Consider the following 25,384-nt stretch of genomic DNA (forward strand, 5'->3'; position numbering starts at 1 on the left):
CATGAATTAATGGCGGAAGTGGCGCATGTCGGTGAAGATCATGGCGATGCCGTGTTCGTCAGCGGCGGCAATCACTTCGTCGTCACGGATAGAGCCGCCCGGCTGAATAACGCAGGTGATGCCTACCGCGGCTGCGGCATCGATGCCGTCGCGGAACGGGAAGAAAGCGTCAGAGGCCATGGCGGAACCTTTCACTTCCAGACCTTCATCACCGGCTTTAATTCCGGCGATTTTCGCCGAGTAGACGCGGCTCATCTGACCGGCGCCTATGCCGATGGTCATATTATCTTTGGCATACACAATGGCGTTGGATTTGACGAATTTCGCCACTTTCCAGCAGAACAGCGCATCGCGCAGTTCCTGCTCGGTTGGCTGACGTTTGCTGACCACGCGCAGTTCACCTGCGGTGACCATGCCGAGATCGCGGTCCTGAACCAGCAGACCACCGTTAACGCGTTTGAAATCGAGGCCGGCAACGCGAGTATCCCACTGGCCGCAGGTCAGTACGCGGACGTTCTGCTTCGCGGCGGTGATTTTCAGCGCTTCTTCGCTGGCGGACGGCGCGATGATCACTTCGACGAACTGGCGAGAGATGATCGCCTGCGCGGTTTCAGCATCCAGCTCGCGGTTAAAGGCAATGATGCCGCCGAACGCGGAGGTCGGGTCGGTTTTGTAAGCGCGATCGTAGGCGTCAAGAATCGAGTCGCTGACGGCAACGCCGCACGGGTTGGCGTGCTTAACGATAACGCAGGCCGGCTCGTTGAACTCTTTTACACACTCCAGCGCCGCATCGGTATCGGCAATGTTGTTATAGGAGAGCGCTTTGCCCTGCAGCTGAGTGGCGGTCGCCACGGAGGCCTCTTTTACATTCTCTTCTATATAGAAAGCCGCCTGCTGGTGGCTGTTTTCGCCGTAGCGCATATCCTGCTTCTTAATGAAGTTCAGATTCAGGGTACGCGGGAAGCGGCCAGCGGCTTCTTTGCTTTCGCCGTGATAGGCCGGAACCATGCTGCCGAAGTAGTTGGCGATCATGCTGTCGTAAGCGGCGGTGTGTTCGAAGGCTTTAATGGCGAGGTCGAAGCGGGTGGCCAGCGTGAGGGAACCTTCGTTGGCGTCCATCTCATTAATGATGGCGTCGTAGTCGCTGCTCTTAACCACGATGGCGACATCTTTATGGTTCTTCGCTGCAGAGCGCACCATAGTCGGGCCGCCGATATCGATGTTTTCCACCGCGTCTTCCAGCGAGCACCCTTCACGAGCGACGGTCTGGGCGAACGGGTAAAGGTTCACGACAACCATATCGATAGGCGCGATACCGTGTTGCTGCATGATACCGTCATCCTGACCGCGACGACCGAGGATGCCGCCGTGTACTTTCGGATGCAGGGTCTTCACGCGTCCATCCATCATTTCCGGGAAACCGGTGTAGTCAGAGACTTCGGTAACCGGCAGGCCTTTATCTGCCAGCAGGCGAGCGGTGCCGCCGGTGGACAGCAGCTCGACACCACGAGCGGAAAGCGCCTGCGCGAATTCGACGATACCGGCCTTGTCAGAAACACTGAGCAGAGCGCGGCGGACTGGACGACGTTGTTGCATGGTATTAAATCCCCAGGATTTGAACATTACAGAGAGCGTTAGGTGAGCTTTTGCCTAAAAACTCACCTAACGCACCCAACCGGGCATCCGTGTCATAGCGCGGCATTGTAACGAAAACGTTTGCGCAACGCTCGCGAATTTTTATGTTTCTCTCCAGGCCGGTGATTCTCCTTCTATATAGCTGGCGATCCATGGGGCTAGCGGTCATGTTTTTACGCTCTCTTGTGGATAATTCTGTGTGTAACGAGGTATAAAGCGGGGTTTTGCTGGGGAATGCAGCAGTCAGTCATTTTTCTGCCATTTTTCTATTGCGGACGCTCGAGAACTCCCTATAATGCGCCTCCATCGACACGGCGGATGTGAATCACTTCACACAAACAGCCGGTTCGGTTGCAGAGAAAAATCCTGAAAAACGGGTTGACTCTGAAAGAGGAAAGCGTAATATACGCCACCTCGCGACAGAGCGCTAAAGCGCGTCGCAACTGCTCTTTAACAATTTATCAGACAATCTGTGTGGGCACTCAAAGTGACATGGATTCTTAACGTCCTCGGACGAAAAATGAATACCAAGTCTCAAGAGTGAACACGTAATTCATTACGAAGTTTAATTCTTTGAGCATCAAACTTAAATTGAAGAGTTTGATCATGGCTCAGATTGAACGCTGGCGGCAGGCCTAACACATGCAAGTCGAGCGGTAGCACAGAGAGCTTGCTCTCGGGTGACGAGCGGCGGACGGGTGAGTAATGTCTGGGAAACTGCCTGATGGAGGGGGATAACTACTGGAAACGGTAGCTAATACCGCATAATGTCGCAAGACCAAAGTGGGGGACCTTCGGGCCTCATGCCATCAGATGTGCCCAGATGGGATTAGCTAGTAGGTGGGGTAACGGCTCACCTAGGCGACGATCCCTAGCTGGTCTGAGAGGATGACCAGCCACACTGGAACTGAGACACGGTCCAGACTCCTACGGGAGGCAGCAGTGGGGAATATTGCACAATGGGCGCAAGCCTGATGCAGCCATGCCGCGTGTGTGAAGAAGGCCTTCGGGTTGTAAAGCACTTTCAGCGGGGAGGAAGGCGGTGAGGTTAATAACCTCTCGATTGACGTTACCCGCAGAAGAAGCACCGGCTAACTCCGTGCCAGCAGCCGCGGTAATACGGAGGGTGCAAGCGTTAATCGGAATTACTGGGCGTAAAGCGCACGCAGGCGGTCTGTCAAGTCGGATGTGAAATCCCCGGGCTCAACCTGGGAACTGCATTCGAAACTGGCAGGCTAGAGTCTTGTAGAGGGGGGTAGAATTCCAGGTGTAGCGGTGAAATGCGTAGAGATCTGGAGGAATACCGGTGGCGAAGGCGGCCCCCTGGACAAAGACTGACGCTCAGGTGCGAAAGCGTGGGGAGCAAACAGGATTAGATACCCTGGTAGTCCACGCCGTAAACGATGTCGATTTGGAGGTTGTGCCCTTGAGGCGTGGCTTCCGGAGCTAACGCGTTAAATCGACCGCCTGGGGAGTACGGCCGCAAGGTTAAAACTCAAATGAATTGACGGGGGCCCGCACAAGCGGTGGAGCATGTGGTTTAATTCGATGCAACGCGAAGAACCTTACCTGGTCTTGACATCCACAGAACTTTCCAGAGATGGATTGGTGCCTTCGGGAACTGTGAGACAGGTGCTGCATGGCTGTCGTCAGCTCGTGTTGTGAAATGTTGGGTTAAGTCCCGCAACGAGCGCAACCCTTATCCTTTGTTGCCAGCGGTCCGGCCGGGAACTCAAAGGAGACTGCCAGTGATAAACTGGAGGAAGGTGGGGATGACGTCAAGTCATCATGGCCCTTACGACCAGGGCTACACACGTGCTACAATGGCATATACAAAGAGAAGCGACCTCGCGAGAGCAAGCGGACCTCATAAAGTATGTCGTAGTCCGGATTGGAGTCTGCAACTCGACTCCATGAAGTCGGAATCGCTAGTAATCGTAGATCAGAATGCTACGGTGAATACGTTCCCGGGCCTTGTACACACCGCCCGTCACACCATGGGAGTGGGTTGCAAAAGAAGTAGGTAGCTTAACCTTCGGGAGGGCGCTTACCACTTTGTGATTCATGACTGGGGTGAAGTCGTAACAAGGTAACCGTAGGGGAACCTGCGGTTGGATCACCTCCTTACCTTAAAGAACCTGCCTTTGTAGTGCTCACACAGATTGTCTGATGAACGTAAAGAAGCAAGGCGTCTTGCGATTGAGACTTCAGTGTCCCCTTCGTCTAGAGGCCCAGGACACCGCCCTTTCACGGCGGTAACAGGGGTTCGAATCCCCTAGGGGACGCCACTTGCTGGTTCGTGAGTGAAAGACGCGTGCCGAACTATCTCAAAACTCATCTTCGGGTGACGTTTGAGATATTTGCTCTTTAAAAATCTGGATCAAGCTGAAAATTGAAACGACACACAGTTAATGTGTGTTCGAGTCTCTCAAATTTTCGCAATCAGAAGTGAAACATCTTCGGGTTGTGAGGTTAAGCGACTAAGCGTACACGGTGGATGCCCTGGCAGTCAGAGGCGATGAAGGACGTGCTAATCTGCGAAAAGCGTCGGTAAGGTGATATGAACCGTTATAACCGGCGATGTCCGAATGGGGAAACCCAGTGCAATTCGTTGCACTATCGTTAACTGAATACATAGGTTAACGAGGCGAACCGGGGGAACTGAAACATCTAAGTACCCCGAGGAAAAGAAATCAACCGAGATTCCCCCAGTAGCGGCGAGCGAACGGGGAGCAGCCCAGAGTCTGAATCAGCTTGTGTGTTAGTGGAACGGTCTGGAAAGTCCGACGGTACAGGGTGATAGTCCCGTACACCAAAATGCACAGGCTGTGAACTCGAAGAGTAGGGCGGGACACGTGGTATCCTGTCTGAATATGGGGGGACCATCCTCCAAGGCTAAATACTCCTGACTGACCGATAGTGAACCAGTACCGTGAGGGAAAGGCGAAAAGAACCCCGGCGAGGGGAGTGAAAAAGAACCTGAAACCGTGTACGTACAAGCAGTGGGAGCACCTTCGGGTGTGACTGCGTACCTTTTGTATAATGGGTCAGCGACTTATATTCTGTAGCAAGGTTAACCGTATAGGGGAGCCGCAGGGAAACCGAGTCTTAACTGGGCGTTAAGTTGCAGGGTATAGACCCGAAACCCGGTGATCTAGCCATGGGCAGGTTGAAGGTTGGGTAACACTAACTGGAGGACCGAACCGACTAATGTTGAAAAATTAGCGGATGACTTGTGGCTGGGGGTGAAAGGCCAATCAAACCGGGAGATAGCTGGTTCTCCCCGAAAGCTATTTAGGTAGCGCCTCGTGAACTCATCTTCGGGGGTAGAGCACTGTTTCGGCTAGGGGGTCATCCCGACTTACCAACCCGATGCAAACTACGAATACCGAAGAATGTTATCACGGGAGACACACGGCGGGTGCTAACGTCCGTCGTGAAGAGGGAAACAACCCAGACCGCCAGCTAAGGTCCCAAAGTCATGGTTAAGTGGGAAACGATGTGGGAAGGCACAGACAGCCAGGATGTTGGCTTAGAAGCAGCCATCATTTAAAGAAAGCGTAATAGCTCACTGGTCGAGTCGGCCTGCGCGGAAGATGTAACGGGGCTAAACCATGCACCGAAGCTGCGGCAGCGACACTATGTGTTGTTGGGTAGGGGAGCGTTCTGTAAGCCTGCGAAGGTGTGCTGTGAGGCATGCTGGAGGTATCAGAAGTGCGAATGCTGACATAAGTAACGATAAAGCGGGTGAAAAGCCCGCTCGCCGGAAGACCAAGGGTTCCTGTCCAACGTTAATCGGGGCAGGGTGAGTCGACCCCTAAGGCGAGGCCGAAAGGCGTAGTCGATGGGAAACAGGTTAATATTCCTGTACTTGGTGTTACTGCGAAGGGGGGACGGAGAAGGCTATGTTAGCCGGGCGACGGTTGTCCCGGTTTAAGCATGTAGGCTGATTGTCCAGGCAAATCCGGATAATCAAGGCTGAGGTGTGATGACGAGGCACTACGGTGCTGAAGTAACAAATGCCCTGCTTCCAGGAAAAGCCTCTAAGCATCAGGTAACATCAAATCGTACCCCAAACCGACACAGGTGGTCAGGTAGAGAATACCAAGGCGCTTGAGAGAACTCGGGTGAAGGAACTAGGCAAAATGGTGCCGTAACTTCGGGAGAAGGCACGCTGGTGTGTAGGTGAAGTCCCTGCGGATGGAGCTGAGACCAGTCGAAGATACCAGCTGGCTGCAACTGTTTATTAAAAACACAGCACTGTGCAAACACGAAAGTGGACGTATACGGTGTGACGCCTGCCCGGTGCCGGAAGGTTAATTGATGGGGTTATCCGTAAGGAGAAGCTCTTGATCGAAGCCCCGGTAAACGGCGGCCGTAACTATAACGGTCCTAAGGTAGCGAAATTCCTTGTCGGGTAAGTTCCGACCTGCACGAATGGCGTAATGATGGCCAGGCTGTCTCCACCCGAGACTCAGTGAAATTGAACTCGCTGTGAAGATGCAGTGTACCCGCGGCAAGACGGAAAGACCCCGTGAACCTTTACTATAGCTTGACACTGAACATTGAGCCTTGATGTGTAGGATAGGTGGGAGGCTTTGAAGCGTGGACGCCAGTCTGCGTGGAGCCAACCTTGAAATACCACCCTTTAATGTTTGATGTTCTAACGTTGGCCCCTGACCGGGGTTGCGGACAGTGTCTGGTGGGTAGTTTGACTGGGGCGGTCTCCTCCCAAAGCGTAACGGAGGAGCACGAAGGTTAGCTAATCCTGGTCGGACATCAGGAGGTTAGTGCAATGGCATAAGCTAGCTTGACTGCGAGCGTGACGGCGCGAGCAGGTGCGAAAGCAGGTCATAGTGATCCGGTGGTTCTGAATGGAAGGGCCATCGCTCAACGGATAAAAGGTACTCCGGGGATAACAGGCTGATACCGCCCAAGAGTTCATATCGACGGCGGTGTTTGGCACCTCGATGTCGGCTCATCACATCCTGGGGCTGAAGTAGGTCCCAAGGGTATGGCTGTTCGCCATTTAAAGTGGTACGCGAGCTGGGTTTAGAACGTCGTGAGACAGTTCGGTCCCTATCTGCCGTGGGCGCTGGAGAATTGAGGGGGGCTGCTCCTAGTACGAGAGGACCGGAGTGGACGCATCACTGGTGTTCGGGTTGTCATGCCAATGGCACTGCCCGGTAGCTAAATGCGGAAGAGATAAGTGCTGAAAGCATCTAAGCACGAAACTTGCCCCGAGATGAGTTCTCCCTGAGACTATAAGTCTCCTGAAGGAACGTTAAGACGATGACGTTGATAGGCCGGGTGTGTAAGCGCAGCGATGCGTTGAGCTAACCGGTACTAATGAACCGTGAGGCTTAACCTTACAACGCCGAAGATGTTTTGGCGGATTTGAGAGAATTTTCAGCTCTGATACAGATTAATCGATACGTTGGTGAAACGTGTTGATAAAACAGAATTTGCCTGGCGGCACTAGCGCGGTGGTCCCACCTGACCCCATGCCGAACTCAGAAGTGAAACGCCGTAGCGCCGATGGTAGTGTGGGGTCTCCCCATGTGAGAGTAGGGAACTGCCAGGCATCAAACAAGTGAAGAGCCCATCCTGCCGGATGGGCTTTTTGCGTTTCTGTCGTCCGGCCAGCGTGCGGGTATGTCCCCCCGGTGGCGCTGCGCTTACCGGGGCTACAGATCCTCGGCCACCTGCTGGCCGAGGGGACATCAATGCCGCAAAGTTACCGACGTCAATCGTAGTCTGCTTCAGCCTGCTGCTCATACATCAAATTCAATAACGGATACGGTTGCCCCAGATCGTCCGTTTCAGAGCGCCCTGTCACCCTAAAACCCATCTTCTGATAAAACCCGACCGCTTGTTCATTCTGCTCATTTACATTGGTCGTCAGCTTCGGCGTTAACGACAGCGCATGCTCAATCAGCAACTTCCCCACGCCACAGCCGCGGACATCCGGATCGACGAACAGCGCATCCATATGTTCTCCGGTCAGCAGCATAAAGGCGATCGGCTGGTCTTCCGTATTAACCGCCACCCACAGCGGAGCCTCCGGTAAAAATGCGCGTACCATCTCCTCCAGCTCCTTTCGATACGCTTTTGTCAGAAAATCATGCGTGGCGTCGACCGACCGACACCAGATCGCAGTCAGTTTATCCCCTTCATCAGGCCGGGAACGGCGGATGTTAATAACCATACTTTCTCCTTTTCTACATTCTTATATTCTAACTCAACAAGCGCCGTGAAATTTTCTCACCGTGAACATGCAGACTCGACATTCACCCGATTCCTGGTTATCTTCAGCTATCTGGATGTCTAAACGTTTATACGTATGCTATGAGGTAATACAGTTATGCCAATTCGGGTGCAGGACGAGCTGCCAGCCGTCAATTTCTTGCGCAATGAAAACGTCTTCGTAATGACGACAACACGTGCAACGACTCAGGAAATCCGCCCCCTGAAGGTGTTAATCCTCAACCTGATGCCGAAGAAAATCGAGACGGAAAACCAGTTCCTGCGTCTGCTATCAAACTCTCCGCTGCAGGTGGATATCCAGTTATTACGTATCGATGCGCGCGAGTCGCGTAATACCCCTGCGGAGCATCTGAATAACTTTTACTGTAATTTCGATGAGATCTGCGATCAGAACTTTGACGGCCTGATTGTTACCGGCGCTCCTTTAGGCCTGGTTGAGTTTAACGATGTTGCTTACTGGCCGCAGATCAAACAGGTGCTGGAGTGGGCCAAGGATCACGTCACTTCGACGCTGTTCGTCTGTTGGGCGGTTCAGGCCGCGCTGAACATTCTGTACGGCATTCCCAAGCAGACCCGCGCCGAAAAGATTTCCGGCGTCTATGAACACCATATTCTTCATCCGCACGCCTTACTGACCCGCGGTTTCGACGACTCTTTCCTGGCCCCGCACTCACGCTATGCTGATTTTCCGGCCGGACTTATTCGCGACTATACCGATCTCGAGATCCTCGCGGAGACGGAAGAGGGCGATGCGTATTTGTTCGCCAGCAAAGATAAGCGCATCGCCTTTGTCACCGGCCACCCGGAGTACGATGCCAATACCCTGGCAAGCGAATATTTCCGCGATGTGGAAGCCGGTTTGAACCCTGAGATACCTCATAACTATTTCCCACAAAACGACCCGCAGAACAAACCGCGCGCCACCTGGCGCAGCCACGGCAATCTGCTGTTCGCTAACTGGCTTAACTATTACGTCTACCAGATTACGCCATACGATCTGCGTCATATGAATCCGACGCTGGAATAATACTCTACGTGAGACGATCCTAAAGCGTTTCAGCATTTTGCCTCTGGCACCTTCGGGTGCCTTTTTTATTTCCGAAATTCACTTCATACGCGAGGATAACTTTAATTTCATTGTTATCAATGTGTTAATGATAAATTAAAATTAAAATGGAAATTGTTTTTGATTTTGGAAATTAATTGAGTAGTCTTAATTGTGCTGAGCGAAAACTGCACAACGATCTTTCGCTCGCTTCCAGCGGATCAACCAAGAGGAGCAGCACAATGACGCAGCAGGCGACAATCACCGATGAACTGGCCTTTAGTCAGCCCTATGGCGAGCAGGAGAAGCAGATCTTAACGCCTGAGGCGGTAGAATTTCTGACGGAACTGGTGAGCCGCTTTACGCCGGCGCGCAATAAGCTGCTGGCCGCTCGTTTGCAGCAACAGCAGGCTATTGACGACGGGCAGCTTCCGGATTTTATTTCGGAAACTGCTTCCATTAGAAATGGCGACTGGACTATTCGCGGTATCCCGGCTGATTTGCAGGATCGCCGCGTGGAAATCACCGGCCCCGTCGAGCGCAAGATGGTCATTAACGCGCTGAATGCCAACGTCAAAGTCTTTATGGCGGACTTTGAGGATTCGCTGGCGCCTGACTGGCGCAAAGTCATTGATGGTCAAATCAACCTGCGCGATGCCGTGAACGGAACCATCAGCTACACCAACGAGGCCGGCAAAATCTATCAGTTGCAGCCCAATCCCGCTGTGCTGGTATGCCGTGTGCGCGGCCTGCATCTGCCGGAAAAGCATGTGACCTGGCGTAATGAGGCCATCCCCGGCAGCCTGTTCGATTTTGCGCTCTATTTCTTTCATAACTACCAGGCGCTGCTGGCGAAAGGAAGTGGTCCCTACTTCTATCTGCCAAAAACACAGGCCTGGCAGGAGGCGGCATGGTGGAACGATGTCTTCAGTTTTACGGAAGATCGCTTTGACCTGCCGCGCGGCACCATCAAGGCCACGCTGCTGATTGAGACGCTGCCAGCGGTGTTCCAGATGGATGAGATCCTGCATGCGCTGCGCGACCATATTGTTGGCCTGAACTGCGGCCGCTGGGATTACATCTTCAGCTATATCAAGACGCTGAAAAACCATCCGGATCGCGTACTGCCGGACCGGCAGGTGGTGACGATGGATAAACCCTTCCTCAGCGCCTACTCACGCTTGTTGATTAAGACCTGCCACAAACGCGGCGCGTTTGCGATGGGCGGTATGGCGGCGTTTATCCCGAGCAAAGATACCGAACGTAACCGCCAGGTGCTGAGTAAAGTCACCGCCGATAAAGAGCTGGAGGCAAACAACGGTCACGATGGGACCTGGATCGCCCACCCGGGCCTGGCGGATACCGCCATGGCGGTGTTTGACCGCGTGCTGGGCGATAAGCCGAATCAGCTCTCGGTCACCCGGAGCGAGGATGCGCCAATTACCGCTGAACAACTGCTGGCTCCCTGTGAGGGCGAACGCACGGAAGCCGGAATGCGCGCCAACATTCGCGTGGCGGTGCAGTACATCGAAGCGTGGATCTCCGGCAACGGCTGCGTACCGATTTATGGCCTGATGGAAGACGCCGCAACGGCCGAGATCTCGCGCACCTCTATCTGGCAGTGGATCCATCATCAGAAAACCCTGAACGACGGTACCCCGGTCACTAAGGCGCTGTTCCGCCAGTGGCTGGCGGAAGAGCTGATGGTGATTCAGGAGGAGCTGGGAGAGCACCGCTTCAGCCACGGCCGCTTTGACGATGCGGCGCGACTGATGGAGCAGATCACCACCTCCGACGAGCTAATTGATTTTCTGACATTGCCGGGCTACCGCCTGCTGGCCTAATCGCCAGATGGTGTGGTTCGCCATTTAGTCCTTCACCTATGAGCCTGGGGAGCCAGGAAATTATATGGAGCATCTGCACATGAAAACCCGTACCCAACAAATCGAAGAATTAAACAAAGAATGGACGAACCCGCGCTGGGAAGGCATTACCCGTCCCTACAGCGCGGAAGAGGTGGTGAAGTTACGCGGCTCGGTGAATCCGGAATGCACGCTGGCGCAGCTTGGCGCGGCGAAACTGTGGCGTCTGCTGCACGGGGAGGCGAAAAAAGGGTACGTCAACAGTCTCGGCGCGCTGACCGGCGGCCAGGCCTTGCAGCAGGCGAAGGCGGGTATCGAAGCCATTTATCTCTCCGGCTGGCAGGTGGCGGCGGATGCTAACCTGGCGTCCAGCATGTATCCGGATCAATCGCTGTATCCGGCCAACTCGGTACCGGCGGTGGTGGATCGGATCAACAACACCTTCCGCCGCGCCGATCAGATCCAGTGGTCAGCGGGAATTGAACCGAACGATCCGCGCTTTATCGACTACTTCCTGCCGATCGTGGCGGATGCGGAGGCCGGTTTTGGCGGCGTCCTGAACGCCTTTGAGCTGATGAAATCGATGATTGAAGCCGGTGCAGCGGCTGTTCACTTCGAAGATCAGCTGGCATCGGTGAAGAAGTGCGGCCATATGGGCGGTAAAGTGCTGGTTCCGACTCAGGAAGCGATTCAGAAGCTGGTGGCGGCGCGTCTGGCGGCCGACGTGATGGGGGTCCCGACGCTGGTCATCGCCCGTACCGATGCCGACGCCGCGGATTTAATTACCTCAGACTGCGATCCGTACGATCGTGAGTTTATTACCGGGGATCGCACCAGCGAAGGGTTCTTCCGCACCCACGCCGGGATCGAGCAGGCGATCAGCCGCGGGCTGGCCTACGCGCCGTATGCGGATCTGGTGTGGTGTGAAACGTCGAAACCGGATCTCGAGCAGGCGCGCCGCTTTGCCGAGGCTATCCATGCGCGTTTCCCGGGCAAACTGCTGGCCTATAACTGCTCGCCGTCGTTTAACTGGAAGAAAAATCTTGATGATAAAACCATCGCCAGCTTCCAGCAGCAGCTGTCGGACATGGGATACAAATACCAGTTTATTACCCTCGCGGGGATCCACAGCATGTGGTTCAACATGTTCGACCTCGCCCATGCCTACGCTCAGGGTGAGGGGATGCGCCACTATGTTGAGAAAGTGCAGCAGCCGGAATTCGCCGCCGGGCCGGAAGGCTACACCTTCGTCTCGCATCAGCAGGAGGTGGGCACCGGCTACTTCGACAAGGTCACCACCATTATCCAGGGTGGTACCTCGTCGGTAACGGCGCTGACCGGCTCGACCGAAGAAGAGCAGTTTTAAGCCATGCCCGGTGGCGCGACGCTGACCGGTCCTGCAAGAGGACGCAGGCCGGATAAGCGAGCGCGCCTTCCGGCATGACGTGGCGCCGGATGGGGGAAAGCGATGACGCGTGGTCTTGAATTACTGATTGCCCAAACGATATTGCAGGGATTTGACGCGCAGTATGGGCGTTTTCTTGAAGTCACTTCCGGCGCGCAGCAGCGCTTTGAACAGGCTGACTGGCACGCCGTGCAGCAGGCGATGAAGCAGCGGATCCATCTCTACGATCACCACGTGGGCCTGGTAGTAGAGCAGCTGCGCTGCATCACCGAAGGGAAAAGCACCGACGTCGATTTTCTTCTGCGGGTGAAACAGCAGTACACCCAACTTTTACCGGATTACCCTCGCTTTGAAATTGCTGAGAGCTTTTTCAATTCGGTCTACTGCCGCCTGTTTGACCACCGCTCGCTGACCCCCGAGCGGCTCTTTATTTTCAGCTCGCAGCCCGAGCGACCCTTTCGTACCCTCCCGCGACCGCTGGCGAAAGATTTCTTTCCGGAACGCGGTTGGTCGCACCTGCTGGGTAAAGTACTGTCCGATCTGCCGCTGCGGCTACCGTGGCAAAACAAAGCGCGGGATATCGGCTATATCATTGCCAGTCTGCAGGAGGCGCTGGGGGAGGAACTGCTCGCCACCTGTCATCTGCAGGTCGCCAATGAGCTGTTCTACCGCAATAAAGCCGCCTGGCTGGTGGGCAAACTGGTCATGCCGATGGCGACGCTGCCTTTTTTGCTGCCGATCCACCGCAGCGAAGAGGGTGAGCTGTTTGTTGACACCTGCCTCACAACCCATGCCGAAGCGAGTATCGTTTTTGGCTTCGCGCGTTCCTATTTTATGGTTTATGCGCCGTTGCCCGGCGCGCTGGTGGAATGGCTGCGCGAGATCTTGCCGGGTAAAACGACGGCCGAGCTGTACATGGCGATTGGCTGTCAGAAGCACGCCAAAACCGAAAGCTATCGCGAATATCTACACTACATTACTCGCTGCGATGAGCAGTTTATTGAAGCGCCGGGTATTCGCGGGATGGTGATGCTGGTGTTTACCCTGCCGGGCTTTGACCGGGTGTTTAAGGTGATCAAGGACCGCTTCGCGCCGCAGAAAGAGATGACCGCCGCCCATGTGCGGGCTTGCTATCAGCTGGTAAAGGAGCATGACCGCGTCGGGCGGATGGCGGACACACAGGAGTTTGAAAATTTCGTGCTGGATAAACGGCAAATCGCGCCGGCGCTGCTGGCGCTGCTGCAGGCGGAAGCGGGGAACAAACTCACCGATCTCGGCGACCGCATCGTCATCAGCCATCTCTATATTGAACGGCGAATGGTGCCGCTCAACCTGTGGCTGGAGCAGGTTAACGGCCAGGCATTGCGTGATGCGGTAGAAGAGTATGGCAATGCTATCCGCCAGCTGGCCGCCGCCAACATCTTTCCCGGCGATATGTTATTTAAAAACTTCGGCGTCACCCGCCATGGCCGGGTGGTGTTCTACGACTATGATGAAATCTGCTATATGACGGAAGTGAATTTTCGCGAGATCCCGCCGCCGCGCTATCCGGAGGATGAGCTGGCCAGCGAGCCGTGGTACAGCGTTTCGCCTGGCGATGTGTTTCCGGAGGAGTTCCGCCACTGGCTGTGCGCCGACCCGCGCATTGGGCCACTGTTTGAAGAGATGCATGCCGACCTGCTGCGCGCCGACTACTGGCGCGCACTGCAGATGCGGATTAAAAACGGCCATGTGGAAGATGTCTACGCCTACCGGCGCAAGCAGCGTTTTAGCGTGCGCTATGGCGCCGACAGTAGACCAGATAAGGCGTTTACGCCGCCATCCGGCAAGGTGCGCCGATCTGCCTGATGGCGCTACGCTTATCAGGCCTACTTAAAATGCCCTTCTGGGGCATTTTTTTATTTAACCCCGCCATACGCCAGCGTCACTTCCTTCGCCGCCTTGATCACCAGCGCGCCCAGCTCAGTCACCCGATCATCGGTCATACGCGAGATGGGGCCTGAGATGGAGATTGCCGCGAACGGTTCGCGATGTTCATCGTAAATGCAGGCGGCGACGCAGCGCAGGCCGAGCGCGTGCTCCTCATCATCGAAAGAGTAGCCCCGCTTGCGGGTCTGGGCTAAATCTTCCTTCAGATGCAGCGGGGAGACCAGCGTGGCATGCGTATAGGCATGCAGCCCTTTACGGTGCAGCAGACTGGTGACCTGCTCTTCGCTCAGCTGCGCGAGAAACGCCTTCCCGGCGCCGGAAGCGTGCATCGGCAGTTTACCGCCGATTGGCGCCGACATCCGCATCAGCTGGGTGCACTGCACCTGATCGATAATGATCGCCTGGTGGTCGCTCTGGTCGAGCACCGCTAAATTCACCGTTTCACCGGAATCTTCCATCAGCTGGCGCAGGATCGGGTGGACAATGGCCAGCAGATTGCGGCTTTGTAGAAAGCTGCTGCCGACCACGAAAGCATGCGCCCCTACGGCCCAGTGACCCAGCTCGCCAACCTGGCGGACGAAGCCCAGCTGTTGCATGGTGGTCAGCAGACGGTGAGTCGTGGAGTTGGGCAGACCCGCCTGCTGCGCCAGTTCGGTCAGCGCGACGCTGCTGTGGGACTCGGCAATCCATTCGAGTAATTTCAGGCCGCGGGTCAGCGACTGAACCTGACCGCCAGCCTGCTGGGCAGTGGCAGCCGCGGGTTTTCTGCCGCGTTTCGCGGGAATGGGGGTTGTGGCCATCGCGAACTCCTTTTTCTGTATCGTGGAAATAATTTTCGTTTTATTTGGCAATAATGCAATCACAACCGGACTCATCGGAGGAGTGAAGCTGAACATGTCTCATATTGCCCGTTGTTGTCTTTTCCGCTCCGGTGGTTTATGCCAGTATGGTTTGTTGGCTATTTGGCCTGAGTCGAGCGTTGTCGGGAGCAAGTGTGAGCAGCAAAGTTGAGCAACTGCATCAGCAGTTAAAAGAACGTATTCTGGTTCTGGATGGGGGCATGGGCACCATGATCCAGGGCTATCGTCTGAGTGAGCAGGACTTTCGCGGTGAGCGCTTTGCTGACTGGCCGTGCGACCTGAAAGGCAACAACGACCTGCTGGTGCTCAGCAAACCCGAAGTGATCCGCGAGATCCACGGCGCCTATTTCGAGGCCGGCGCGGATATCATTGAGACCAACACCTTTAACTCGACGACCATCGCGATGGCGGATTACCAGATGGAATCCCTGTCGGCCGAGATCAACTTTGCCGCGGCGAAGCTGGCCCGCGCCAGCGCCGACGCCTGGACGGCCCGCACGCCGGAAAAACCGCGCTATGTCGCGGGCGTGCTTGGCCCGACCAACCGCACCGCCTCTATCTCGCCTGATGTGAACGATCCGGCGTTCCGTAATATTACCTTTGACCAGCTGGTGGCCGCCTATCGCGAATCCACCCGGGCGCTGGTGGAAGGTGGCGTGGATCTGATCCTGATTGAAACGGTGTTTGATACTCTGAACGCTAAAGCGGCTATATATGCGGTGAAAGAGGAGCTGGAGGCGTTAGGCGTTGACCTGCCGCTGATGATCTCCGGGACCATTACCGATGCCTCTGGCCGCACGCTTTCCGGACAGACCACCGAAGCCTTTTATAACTCGCTGCGTCACGCCGAAGCCTTATCGTTTGGTCTGAACTGCGCCCTCGGGCCGGACGAGCTGCGGCAGTACGTCCAGGAGCTGTCGCGCATTGCCGAATGCTACGTCACCGCGCACCCGAACGCCGGCCTTCCCAACGCCTTCGGCGAATACGATCTGGACGCCGACACCATGGCGACGCAAATTCGCGAATGGGCGGAAGCCGGTTTCCTCAATATCGTTGGCGGCTGCTGCGGTACCACCCCGGAGCATATCGCCGCCATGAGCCGGGCGGTAGCGGGCCTGCCGCCGCGTCAGTTGCCGGAAATTGCGGTGGCCTGCCGCCTCGCCGGCCTGGAGCCGTTGAATATCGGCGACGATAGCCTGTTCGTTAACGTCGGTGAACGAACTAACGTCACCGGCTCGGCGAAATTTAAGCGGCTGATTAAAGAAGAGAAGTACAGCGAAGCGCTGGACGTTGCGCGTCAGCAGGTGGAAAGCGGCGCGCAGATTATCGATATCAACATGGACGAGGGGATGCTCGACGCGGAAGCGGCGATGGTGCGTTTCCTTAACCTGATTGCCGGCGAGCCGGACATTGCCCGCGTGCCGATCATGATCGACTCCTCCAAGTGGGAAGTCATTGAAAAGGGCCTGAAATGTATTCAGGGCAAAGGCATCGTTAACTCGATTTCGATGAAAGAGGGCGTCGAATCCTTTATCCACCATGCGAAACTGGTTCGCCGCTACGGCGCCGCGGTGGTGGTGATGGCTTTCGACGAGGTTGGTCAGGCCGACACCCGCGAACGTAAAATTGAGATTTGCCGTCGCGCCTACAAAATCCTAACCGAAGAGGTCGGCTTCCCGCCGGAAGATATTATCTTCGACCCCAATATCTTTGCCGTCGCCACCGGTATCGAAGAGCATAACAACTACGCACAGGACTTTATCGGCGCCTGCGAAGACATCAAACGCGAGCTGCCGCATGCGCTAATCTCCGGCGGGGTCTCCAACGTCTCCTTCTCCTTCCGCGGTAATGACCCGGTACGTGAGGCGATCCACGCCGTATTCCTCTACTACGCGATCCGCAACGGCATGGACATGGGGATCGTCAACGCCGGTCAGCTGGCCATCTATGATGACCTCCCGGGCGAGCTGCGCGACGCGGTCGAAGACGTGATCCTCAACCGCCGCGATGACAGTACCGAACGGTTACTTGAGCTGGCGGAAAAATATCGCGGCAGCAAAGCGGACGACGGCGCGAATGCCCAGCAGGCGGAGTGGCGCACCTGGGAAGTGAAAAAACGCCTCGAATATTCGCTGGTGAAGGGCATTACCGAATTTATCGAACAGGACACCGAAGAAGCGCGTCAGCAGGCCGCCCGCCCGATTGAGGTCATTGAAGGGCCGCTGATGGACGGCATGAACGTGGTCGGCGATCTGTTCGGCGAAGGCAAAATGTTCCTGCCGCAGGTGGTGAAATCCGCCCGTGTAATGAAACAGGCGGTGGCCTACCTTGAGCCGTTTATTGAAGCCAGTAAAGAGCAGGGCTCCAGTAACGGCAAAATGGTGATTGCCACGGTAAAAGGCGACGTTCATGACATTGGCAAAAACATCGTCGGCGTGGTGCTGCAGTGCAATAACTACGAAATCATCGATCTTGGCGTGATGGTCCCGGCGGATAAAATTCTCAAAACGGCCAAAGAGGTAAACGCGGATCTAATTGGTCTTTCCGGGCTGATTACCCCATCGCTGGACGAGATGGTTAATGTGGCGAAAGAGATGGAGCGCCAGGGCTTTACCATCCCGCTGCTGATAGGCGGCGCGACCACCTCGAAAGCGCATACGGCGGTGAAAATCGAGCAGAACTACAGCGGCCCGACCGTTTACGTACAGAACGCCTCGCGCACCGTCGGCGTGGTGTCTGCGCTGCTCTCGGACACGCAGCGCGACGAGTTTGTCGCCCGCACGCGCAAAGAGTATGAAACGGTGCGTATCCAGCATGGGCGTAAAAAACCGCGTACGCCGCCGGTGACCCTTGCCGCCGCGCGGGAAAACGATCTGGCCTTTGACTGGGAGAGCTACACGCCGCCGGTGGCTCATCGTCTGGGAGTACAGACGGTGGAAGCCAGTATCGAGACTCTGCGCAACTACATCGACTGGACGCCGTTCTTCATGACCTGGTCGCTCGCGGGTAAATATCCGCGCATTCTGGAAGATGAAGTGGTAGGGGAAGAGGCGCAGCGCCTGTTCAAAGACGCTAACGAGCTGCTGGATAAGCTGAGCGCAGAGAAAACCCTGAACCCGCGGGGCGTGGTGGGTCTGTTCCCGGCCAACCGCGTGGGCGACGATATTGAAATCTATCGCGATGAAACCCGCACCCACGTGCTGACGGTGAGCCATCATCTGCGCCAGCAGACGGAGAAGGTTGGCTTCGCCAACTACTGCCTCGCCGATTTTGTCGCGCCGAAGCTGAGCGGCAAGGCGGACTACATCGGCGCCTTCGCCGTGACCGGCGGCCTGGAAGAGGACGCGCTGGCGGATGCCTATGAAGCGCAGCATGATGACTATAACAAGATCATGATCAAGGCCATCGCCGATCGCCTGGCGGAGGCCTTTGCCGAGTATCTGCATGAGAAAGTGCGCAAGGTTTACTGGGGATATGCGGCCAATGAGAACCTCAGCAATGAGGAGCTTATTCGCGAGAACTACCAGGGGATCCGACCGGCGCCGGGATATCCGGCCTGTCCGGAGCATACCGAAAAGGGGACCATCTGGCAGCTACTGGACGTCGAAGCCCATACCGGCATGAAGCTCACCGAATCGTTCGCCATGTGGCCGGGCGCATCGGTTTCCGGCTGGTACTTCAGCCATCCGGATAGCAAGTACTTCGCCGTGGCGCAGATCCAGCGCGATCAGGTCGAAGATTACGCGCTGCGTAAAGGAATGACGCCGGCGGAGGTCGAGCGCTGGTTAGCGCCTAATCTGGGCTATGATGCGGACTAGTCGTCATCTTTCCTTACAACAAACAAGGCGCTCTGTGAGCGCCTTGTCTCTTTATTGAGGTTAACCCCTTATACTGAGATAGGTTCCTGAACTTCGGAAAACCTATAACGATAAGGAGAAGCTGATTCCGTGTTAACTCTGCTACACCTGTTGTCCGCGGTTGCTCTGCTGGTGTGGGGCACGCATATCGTGCGTACCGGGGTGATGCGCGTCTATGGCGCTCGCCTGCGTACCGTTCTCAGTAGCAGCGTAGAGAAAAAGCCGCTCGCCTTCTGCGCGGGTCTTGGCGTGACTGCGCTGGTGCAAAGCAGTAACGCCACCACCATGCTGGTGACCTCATTTGTCGCCCAGGATTTAGTGGGTCTGATGCCAGCGCTGGTGATGGTGCTGGGGGCCGACGTCGGGACGGCGCTGATGGCGAGGGTGTTGACCTTCGACCTGTCGTGGCTGTCGCCGTTGTTGATATTTATCGGGGTGATTTTCTTCCTCGGCCGCAAGCAGACCCGCGCCGGGCAGCTTGGACGGGTGGGGATTGGTCTGGGGCTGATCCTGTTGGCCCTCGAGCTGATTGTCCAGGCCGTACACCCCATAACCCAGGCGAACGGTGTGCAGGTGATTTTCGCCTCGCTGACCGGCGATATCATGCTGGATGCTTTGATTGGCGCCGTATTTGCAATCATTAGCTACTCCAGCCTGGCGGCGGTGCTGTTAACGGCGACGCTGACCGCGGCGGGAGCGATCTCTTTCCCGGTGGCGCTGTGTCTGGTGATTGGCGCCAACCTGGGATCGGGGCTGCTGGCGATGCTTAACAACAGCGCGGCGAACGCGGCGGCGCGCCGGGTGGCGCTGGGCAGCCTGCTGTTTAAGCTGGTGGGGAGTCTGATTATTCTGCCGTTCGTCCATCCGCTGGCCGCGGCGATGCAAAAGCTGCCGTTGGCCGAGTCCGAGCTGGTTATCTACTTCCACGTCTTTTACAACCTGCTGCGCTGCATCGCGATGGTGCCCTTTGCCGGACCGATGGCGAAGCTGTGCCAGCGTCTGATCCGCGATGAGCCCGAGCTGGATAACCATCTCAAACCCAAGCATCTCGACCCGTCGGCGCTGGACACCCCGGCGCTGGCGCTGGCCAATGCCGCGCGTGAGACGCTGCGCATTGGTGACGCGATGGAGCAGATGCTGGAGAGCCTGCACAAGGTGATGCATGGCGAACCGCGTCAAGAGAAAGAGCTGCGCCGTATGGCGGATGATATCAACGTACTTTACACCGCTATTAAGCTCTATCTGGCGCGAATGCCAAAGGATGAGCTGGCGGAAGAGGAATCCCGGCGCTGGGCGGAAATTATTGAGATGTCGTTAAACCTCGAACAGGCGTCCGATATCGTCGAGCGAATGGGCAGCGAGATCGCCGATAAATCGCTGGCGGCGCGGCGCGCCTTCTCGGTAGAAGGGTTAAAGGAGCTTGATGCGCTGTACGATCTGCTGCTCAGCAACCTGCAGCTGGCGATGTCGGTCTTCTTCTCCAGCGATGTGCCCAGCGCCCGCCGCCTGCGGCGCAGCAAACACCGGTTCCGCATTCTTAACCGCCGCTACTCGCATGCGCACGTTGACCGTCTGCATCAGCAGAACGTGCAGAGCATCGAAACCAGTACGTTGCACCTGGCGCTGCTGGGGGATATGAAGCGTCTGAACAGCCTGTTCTGCTCGGTGGCTTACAGCGTGATGGAGCAGCCGGATGAAGACGACGAACGGGATGACTACTGAGACGGATTATTTTTCCGTTTATGTCGCTTCTTTTCTGGCGAGGTAGCCCTCCCGGGACGTGGCTGACGCCTTCCCGGGAGGGACATCCTAGCTTCTGGCAAACGCCGAGGCCTCTGCCACCAGCGCGCTATCCGGCCGTACGCCGGTATAAAGGGCAAACTGCTCGACGGCTTGCAGGGCAATAACTTCCGCACCGCTGATGGTTTGCTTACCCCGTTGTTGCGCCAGGCGGATCAGCGGAGTTTCCGCCGGCAACGCGACCACGTCAAACACGACGCTGGCCTGGGCCACCATGGCCTCGCTGAACGCCAGCGTGTTGCTTTCCGCTCCCCCCGCCATGCCCAGCGGTGTGACATTGACCAGAATCTCGGCTGCGATCCCTTCGGGCAGGGGCTGCCACTGAAAGCCATACTGTTTTGCCAGCGCCAGGCCGCGCTGGCGATTGCGGGCCGCAATGATCACGTCGCGGAAACCGGCATCACGGAAGGCGGCAATGACGGCTTTCCCCATGCCGCCGCTACCCTGAATCATCACTCTGGCGTTGGTATCGAGCCGATGGCTGGCGATCAGGCTTTTGACCGCGATGTAATCGGTGTTTAGCCCGGTTAACTTCCCGTCGTCGTTGACGATGGTGTTGACGGAGTCGATGACTTTTGCTGACGGATCGATCGCGTCAAGAAACGGTATGCAGCTCTCTTTAAACGGCATGGAGACCGCACAGCCGCGGATACCCAATGCGCGAACCCCTTTTACCGCCGCCTCAATATCCTTAGTCGTAAAGGCTTTGTAGAGGTAGTTCAATCCCAGCTTGTCATACAGATAGTTATGAAAGCGGGTGCCGAAGTTGCCGGGGCGACCCGCCAGGGAGATGCACAGCAGCGTATCGCGGTTAATCATGCGTAATATCCTCCGCGTGGGCCAGCAGATACGCTTCAGCCTCCTGGGACCAGATCCCATGGTGACGCGCCACAATCGCTGCCAGTTCGGGATCGGCGATCTCGCCCAGCGGCGTGAGCGGGAAGGCTTTTCCGGTATACACCAGCTTTTTTCCCCCGCCGACGGCAGGCAGATCGAGGGTGGTTTCGCCCGCGGCGTTCAGGCCGAGAATATGGGTGACCACTTTCGCCGTCTGGACCTTTTTCGCCTGCATCAGCGCCACCGCGGCGCGCATATCGTCAGTATTACCGCCGGAGGTGCCGACGTAGTGGGTAAAGGCGTAGTGCACGTCGTAGAAGTTGATCGGGGCGCTGAATTGCTTATCCTGGGGGCCAGCAAAGAAATTCAGGCAGCCGTCCGGAGCCAGCAACGAGGAGGCCAGGGTGATCAGCTGTTCGTTTGGCACAAACACGAAGATATCGTCGAAGCCATGGCCGCCGCTGAGCGCCAGTAGCGTATCGCGACTGGCCTCATGGCCGTCGAGGTAGTGGATCAGCGTCTGCGGCTCAGAGGGGTAATGACGGCGGGCGTAGCTGAGCTTCGGCTTATTGGTATCGGTCACTACCAGTAGTGAAGGATTGATGGGGCCGTGCAGCGCATAGTCGATAGCCAGCAGCCCCATCGGCCCCGTCCCGCCCAGGATCAGAGTGTGTCCCTGAGGACGGATCCCCATCACGTGGTTGTAACTCCCCTCCTGCAGATGATAATTGGCGTTGAAAGCGCCAATGACGCAGGAGAGCGGCTCCACCAGCGATCCTTCAAACCAGGTATCCCCCTCCCAGGTGAGCAGGCAATCCTGCGCCATCACCTCATTGGGGATCACCACATGGGTGGCTTCGCCACCGATCCATGGGAATGAGTAGCCGGGGCAGTCGGGTCGGTCGGGCAACTGCAGGTTGGCCTGGATCACGTAGCGCTGCCCTGGCTGAAACTTATGCTGCCACTTTTTACCGACGGCAAGGATTTCGCCGCAGAATTCATGACCGATAATAATGGGCCTGGTGGCCACATCATCTGGCACCTTTTTATGATCGGCACCCTGATTGGCCTCTTTCCATGAGGAAAGACACAGGCTGTCCGTGACCACCCGGGCGAGGATCTCATCGTCCTGCATCGCCGGGAGGGTAAAGGTTTCCAGGCGCAGGTCTCGTTTGCCATACAGGCGCAGGGCCGTTGTTGTTTGCATAAACCACCTCATCCCCTTCATCTTTCGGGGCTATGTTGTTGACGTCACCCCGGCATCGCCGGGGCGGAATAATCAGGACAGAAAGCCGAGGGCGTTGCCGATAATGCCTAAGCCGAAAAGGGCGAAAATCAGCCAGACCGGATTCACTTTCTTGTTCAGCAGACGCACCATCAGTAGCGTCAGGCCCAGCGCCAGCAGGCCGGGGCAGAGCTGATCGAGGATGTTCTGGACGGTCATCGTGACGGTGGCGCCGTCTGCACCGGGCGTTTGGGAAACCACCAGCGGCACATTGATGGTGGTCCATTTGGTCACCAGCACCCCCATGACAAACAGGCCGAGAATGGAGGCGCCTTCGGTCAGCTTCTGCAGCAGGTTACCGCCCATATCGCTGACGATATTGACCCCTTTACGGAAGCCCAGTTGCAGGCCGTACCACTTCATTGCCAGCCGCACTGCATTGAAAATAAAGAAAAATAACAAAGGTCCCAGAATGTTGCCGGAGAGGGCCAGCGAGGCGCCAAGGGCCGCGGTAATCGGCCGCAGCGTGCCCCAGACCAGCGGGTCGCCGACGCCGGCCAGCGGGCCCATCAGACCCACTTTGATGCCGTTGATAGCGCCATCGTCAATGGCCGCGCCGTTAGCCCGGGCCTCCTCCATGGCGGCGGTGACGCCGATCACCGGGCCACACACCGCCGGCGTGGTATTAAAGAACACCAGATGACGCTTCAGCGCCGCGACCTGATCGGCTTTGAGCGGATAAAGGCGTTTGATCGCCGGGATCATGTCGTAGCAAAACCCCAGGCCATGAATACGTTCGAAGTTAAAGGAGGCCTGCTGGAGGTTGGAGCGGAGAAACATGCTCACCAGGTCGCCTTGCGTGATTTTTTTCTGTTCCATTTTCGGCTCCATTAGTCGTCAAGCTGGTCAAGGGCGGGGGCAGAGGGGGCAGTGGAGGCGGCGGGTTCAGCTTTACGCCACTGTGGATTGAGCTGGATGTAGATCAGCGCGATGATGACGCCCACGCCGCCGAAGGCCAGCAGGCTGAAGTCGAGATAACCCCCGGCGAGAAAACCGAGGAAAAAGAAGGGCATCAGGTATTTCACGCCCATCATTCGCAGCACCATCGCGTAGCCCACGACGACAATGAAACCACCGGCAATCTGCAGGCCGCGGGTGACGAATTCCGGGATCGCGCTGAGCATACTGCTGACCATATCCGCGCTAACGAACAGCGAGACCACCAGCGCCGGGATTGCCACGCGCAGTGCCTGCACCCCCAGTGCGGAGACATGCAGCAGGTCGATGGTGCGAAAGCGCGCCTCCTCGGCCGCTTTGTCCGCGGCGTGCTGGAACACCACGGTAATGGTACGGGCGAAAACGGTCAGCACCTGCCCGGCGGCGGCCACCGGCAGAGCAATGGCGATACCGGTGGCAATGCTCTGGTGGCCCACAATCACCAGAATGGCGGAGATAATGCTGGCCAGCGCCGAATCTGGCGACTGCGCTGCCCCCACGTTCATCCAGCCGAGGGCGATCAGCTCCAGCGTACCGCCGAGCATAACCCCGGTTTTTAAATCGCCCAGGATGAGGCCAATCACGGTACAGGCGATAAGGGGCCGATGGGTCTGAAATTCATCCAGCACGCTGCCCATTCCGGCAATACAGGAAAAAATAAATATGGCTATTATCTGTAGGGTACTAATTTCCATAATTTATGACCTTTAAGGTGTGAGTCATCCTGCCTGCTACGGCATATCACAACAGGCGCTATTTTTTATTCGCAGAAAGCTGTTTCGTTAATTTTGTCGAGAATATTGACTGACGGATCTGATGCGACCACGCGTAAATCGAGTTTTACGCCCAGTTTATCGAGTTCACGGAATGCCTGAATATCCTGCGGATCCAAAGAAACGGCTTTGGTTAGCTGTTTTTTACCGGGTCGCCAGGCCATGCCACCAATATTTAACGTGGCGATCTGCACGCCCTGGCGCACCATCGTTAAAACATCGTGTGGATTGGTAAATAAATAAAAGACGGTCTCGTCCTGATATTGCGGGTTATGATAGACCGCAACCGCTTTTTCCAGACTGACAACGTTTACCTTCATGCCTGGCGGAGCCGCCTGGCGCAACAGGGTCCGGCGAACCTCATCGTTAAATACATCGTCATTGCAGATAATTATCCGCTGGGCGTTGGCGACTTTTGACCACACGGTGGTGACCTGGCCATGAATCAGTCGGTCATCAATACGGGCGAGGGTAATTTGCATCAGAACTCCTCCTCAACGGTTTCTGGCTGCTGCCAGACCACACAGCACTGACTGGCGATGGCCTGCAGATGCTGGCATAAGTCATCGGCGCTCAGGGTATGCTGGTTATCCACCAGCTCGAGTGCCAGCGGCAGCGACAGGCCGCTAATCACCCGGATCTGCGGGTGACGCATTGCCAGCCCGGCTGCGGCATTCCATGGGCTTCCGCACTGCAAATCTACCGCGATTACCCACTCCTCATCGGTGTGGGCGCTTACTAACTTTTCCAGGTTAATGGCGATATCCGCCGCGTTTTCGCCGGGGACAAACGCGACGGCGCTGACGTTAACCTCGCCGTAGACCATGCATACCGAATCAAGCATGGCCCCGGCCAGCTGGCCGTGGGCGCAGAAGATAGCGTGAACCATACTG

15 protein-coding genes and 3 rRNA genes are annotated in these 25,384 nt (G+C 56.5%); 9 read left to right on the plus strand and 9 right to left on the minus strand.

Features of this window, described 5'->3' with window-relative positions; genetic code table 11:
* Positions 1-6 precede the first annotated feature (6 nt).
* A complete protein-coding gene (locus KPHS_02260) occupies positions 7-1,623 on the minus strand; it encodes a bifunctional purine biosynthesis protein PurH (RefSeq protein YP_005224526.1) in 1,617 nt (538 codons plus the stop codon).
* 607 nt (positions 1,624-2,230) lie between these two features.
* On the opposite strand from KPHS_02260, the gene KPHS_r00200 reads away from it, so the two are divergent.
* The 3 genes from KPHS_r00200 (at position 2,231) to KPHS_r00030 (ending at position 7,220) form a co-directional block, all read left to right on the plus strand.
* A 16S ribosomal RNA gene (locus KPHS_r00200) occupies positions 2,231-3,757 on the plus strand.
* 350 nt (positions 3,758-4,107) lie between these two features.
* Positions 4,108-7,006, plus strand: a 23S ribosomal RNA gene (locus tag KPHS_r00120).
* A gap of 99 nt (positions 7,007-7,105) precedes the next feature.
* A 5S ribosomal RNA gene (locus tag KPHS_r00030) occupies positions 7,106-7,220 on the plus strand.
* Together the 16S, 23S and 5S rRNA genes form the textbook arrangement of a ribosomal RNA operon.
* 161 nt (positions 7,221-7,381) lie before the next feature.
* On the opposite strand, the gene KPHS_02270 is transcribed toward KPHS_r00030, so the two are convergent.
* Complete coding sequence (locus KPHS_02270; RefSeq protein ID YP_005224527.1) at positions 7,382-7,843, minus strand: putative acyltransferase; 462 nt, start codon at positions 7,841-7,843, stop codon at positions 7,382-7,384.
* A 156-nt stretch (positions 7,844-7,999) separates the two neighbouring features.
* Between KPHS_02270 and KPHS_02280 the strand changes: the two genes are divergently transcribed.
* The 4 genes from KPHS_02280 to KPHS_02310 all read left to right on the plus strand — a co-directional run bounded on the left by KPHS_02280 (position 8,000) and on the right by KPHS_02310 (position 14,062).
* Entirely contained in the window at positions 8,000-8,929 is a 930-nt protein-coding gene (locus KPHS_02280) for a homoserine O-succinyltransferase (protein ID YP_005224528.1), read from the plus strand.
* A gap of 260 nt (positions 8,930-9,189) precedes the next feature.
* On the plus strand, positions 9,190-10,791 hold the full coding sequence (locus tag KPHS_02290) for a malate synthase (RefSeq protein ID YP_005224529.1): 1,602 nt from the start codon (positions 9,190-9,192) through the stop codon (positions 10,789-10,791).
* Between the two features lie 64 nt (positions 10,792-10,855).
* A complete protein-coding gene (locus KPHS_02300) occupies positions 10,856-12,175 on the plus strand; it encodes an isocitrate lyase (RefSeq protein YP_005224530.1) in 1,320 nt (439 codons plus the stop codon).
* Positions 12,176-12,277: 102 nt separating this feature from the next.
* Positions 12,278-14,062, plus strand: coding sequence for a bifunctional isocitrate dehydrogenase kinase/phosphatase protein (locus KPHS_02310; RefSeq protein YP_005224531.1), 1,785 nt, complete (start codon positions 12,278-12,280; stop codon positions 14,060-14,062).
* A gap of 50 nt (positions 14,063-14,112) precedes the next feature.
* Here the strand turns inward: KPHS_02310 and KPHS_02320 are convergent, their stop codons facing one another.
* Positions 14,113-15,006, minus strand: coding sequence for an IclR family transcriptional regulator (locus KPHS_02320; protein YP_005224532.1), 894 nt, complete (start codon positions 15,004-15,006; stop codon positions 14,113-14,115).
* 131 nt (positions 15,007-15,137) lie between these two features.
* On the opposite strand from KPHS_02320, the gene KPHS_02330 reads away from it, so the two are divergent.
* The gene (locus KPHS_02330; RefSeq protein ID YP_005224533.1) at positions 15,138-18,821 is read left to right on the plus strand and encodes a B12-dependent methionine synthase; all 3,684 of its coding nucleotides are present in this window, start codon (positions 15,138-15,140) and stop codon (positions 18,819-18,821) included.
* Between the two features lie 129 nt (positions 18,822-18,950).
* Positions 18,951-20,582 carry a putative alpha helix protein gene (locus KPHS_02340; RefSeq protein ID YP_005224534.1) on the plus strand — a complete coding sequence of 544 codons (1,632 nt, stop codon included), beginning with the start codon at positions 18,951-18,953 and terminating at the stop codon, positions 20,580-20,582.
* Positions 20,583-20,669: 87 nt separating this feature from the next.
* On the opposite strand, the gene KPHS_02350 is transcribed toward KPHS_02340, so the two are convergent.
* The 6 genes from KPHS_02350 to KPHS_02400 form a co-directional block, all read right to left on the minus strand.
* Entirely contained in the window at positions 20,670-21,479 is an 810-nt protein-coding gene (locus tag KPHS_02350) for a shikimate 5-dehydrogenase (RefSeq protein ID YP_005224535.1), read from the minus strand.
* Positions 21,472-22,704, minus strand: coding sequence for an L-sorbose 1-phosphate reductase (locus tag KPHS_02360; RefSeq protein YP_005224536.1), 1,233 nt, complete (start codon positions 22,702-22,704; stop codon positions 21,472-21,474). The genes KPHS_02350 and KPHS_02360 overlap by 8 nt, the downstream gene beginning before the upstream one ends.
* Before the next feature lie 72 nt (positions 22,705-22,776).
* Positions 22,777-23,601, minus strand: a complete 825-nt coding sequence (locus KPHS_02370; protein ID YP_005224537.1) for a sorbose permease IID component — start codon at positions 23,599-23,601, stop codon at positions 22,777-22,779.
* A gap of 11 nt (positions 23,602-23,612) precedes the next feature.
* Entirely contained in the window at positions 23,613-24,413 is an 801-nt protein-coding gene (locus tag KPHS_02380; protein YP_005224538.1) for a sorbose permease IIC component, read from the minus strand.
* A 65-nt stretch (positions 24,414-24,478) separates the two neighbouring features.
* Positions 24,479-24,973 carry a PTS enzyme IIAB, mannose-specific gene (locus tag KPHS_02390; protein ID YP_005224539.1) on the minus strand — a complete coding sequence of 165 codons (495 nt, stop codon included), beginning with the start codon at positions 24,971-24,973 and terminating at the stop codon, positions 24,479-24,481.
* Positions 24,973-25,380 carry a sorbose-specific phosphotransferase enzyme IIA component gene (locus KPHS_02400; protein YP_005224540.1) on the minus strand — a complete coding sequence of 136 codons (408 nt, stop codon included), beginning with the start codon at positions 25,378-25,380 and terminating at the stop codon, positions 24,973-24,975. Before KPHS_02400 ends, KPHS_02390 begins: the two co-directional genes overlap by 1 nt.
* Positions 25,381-25,384: the final 4 nt, after the last annotated feature.

This window comes from Klebsiella pneumoniae subsp. pneumoniae HS11286 (genome assembly GCF_000240185.1).
In the GTDB taxonomy this organism is placed as follows: Bacteria; Pseudomonadota; Gammaproteobacteria; order Enterobacterales; family Enterobacteriaceae; genus Klebsiella; species Klebsiella pneumoniae.

Coding starts and splice junctions, on each gene's coding strand:
- KPHS_02260 (YP_005224526.1), bottom strand. CDS start 1,623: ATGTTCAAATCCTGGGGATTTAATACCATGCAACAACGTCGTCCAGTC.
- KPHS_02270 (YP_005224527.1), bottom strand. CDS start 7,843: ATGGTTATTAACATCCGCCGTTCCCGGCCTGATGAAGGGGATAAACTG.
- KPHS_02280 (YP_005224528.1), top strand. CDS start 8,000: ATGCCAATTCGGGTGCAGGACGAGCTGCCAGCCGTCAATTTCTTGCGC.
- KPHS_02290 (YP_005224529.1), top strand. CDS start 9,190: ATGACGCAGCAGGCGACAATCACCGATGAACTGGCCTTTAGTCAGCCC.
- KPHS_02300 (YP_005224530.1), top strand. CDS start 10,856: ATGGAGCATCTGCACATGAAAACCCGTACCCAACAAATCGAAGAATTA.
- KPHS_02310 (YP_005224531.1), top strand. CDS start 12,278: ATGACGCGTGGTCTTGAATTACTGATTGCCCAAACGATATTGCAGGGA.
- KPHS_02350 (YP_005224535.1), bottom strand. CDS start 21,479: ATGATTAACCGCGATACGCTGCTGTGCATCTCCCTGGCGGGTCGCCCC.
- KPHS_02360 (YP_005224536.1), bottom strand. CDS start 22,704: ATGCAAACAACAACGGCCCTGCGCCTGTATGGCAAACGAGACCTGCGC.
- KPHS_02370 (YP_005224537.1), bottom strand. CDS start 23,601: ATGGAACAGAAAAAAATCACGCAAGGCGACCTGGTGAGCATGTTTCTC.
- KPHS_02380 (YP_005224538.1), bottom strand. CDS start 24,413: ATGGAAATTAGTACCCTACAGATAATAGCCATATTTATTTTTTCCTGT.
- KPHS_02390 (YP_005224539.1), bottom strand. CDS start 24,973: ATGCAAATTACCCTCGCCCGTATTGATGACCGACTGATTCATGGCCAG.
- KPHS_02400 (YP_005224540.1), bottom strand. CDS start 25,380: ATGGTTCACGCTATCTTCTGCGCCCACGGCCAGCTGGCCGGGGCCATG.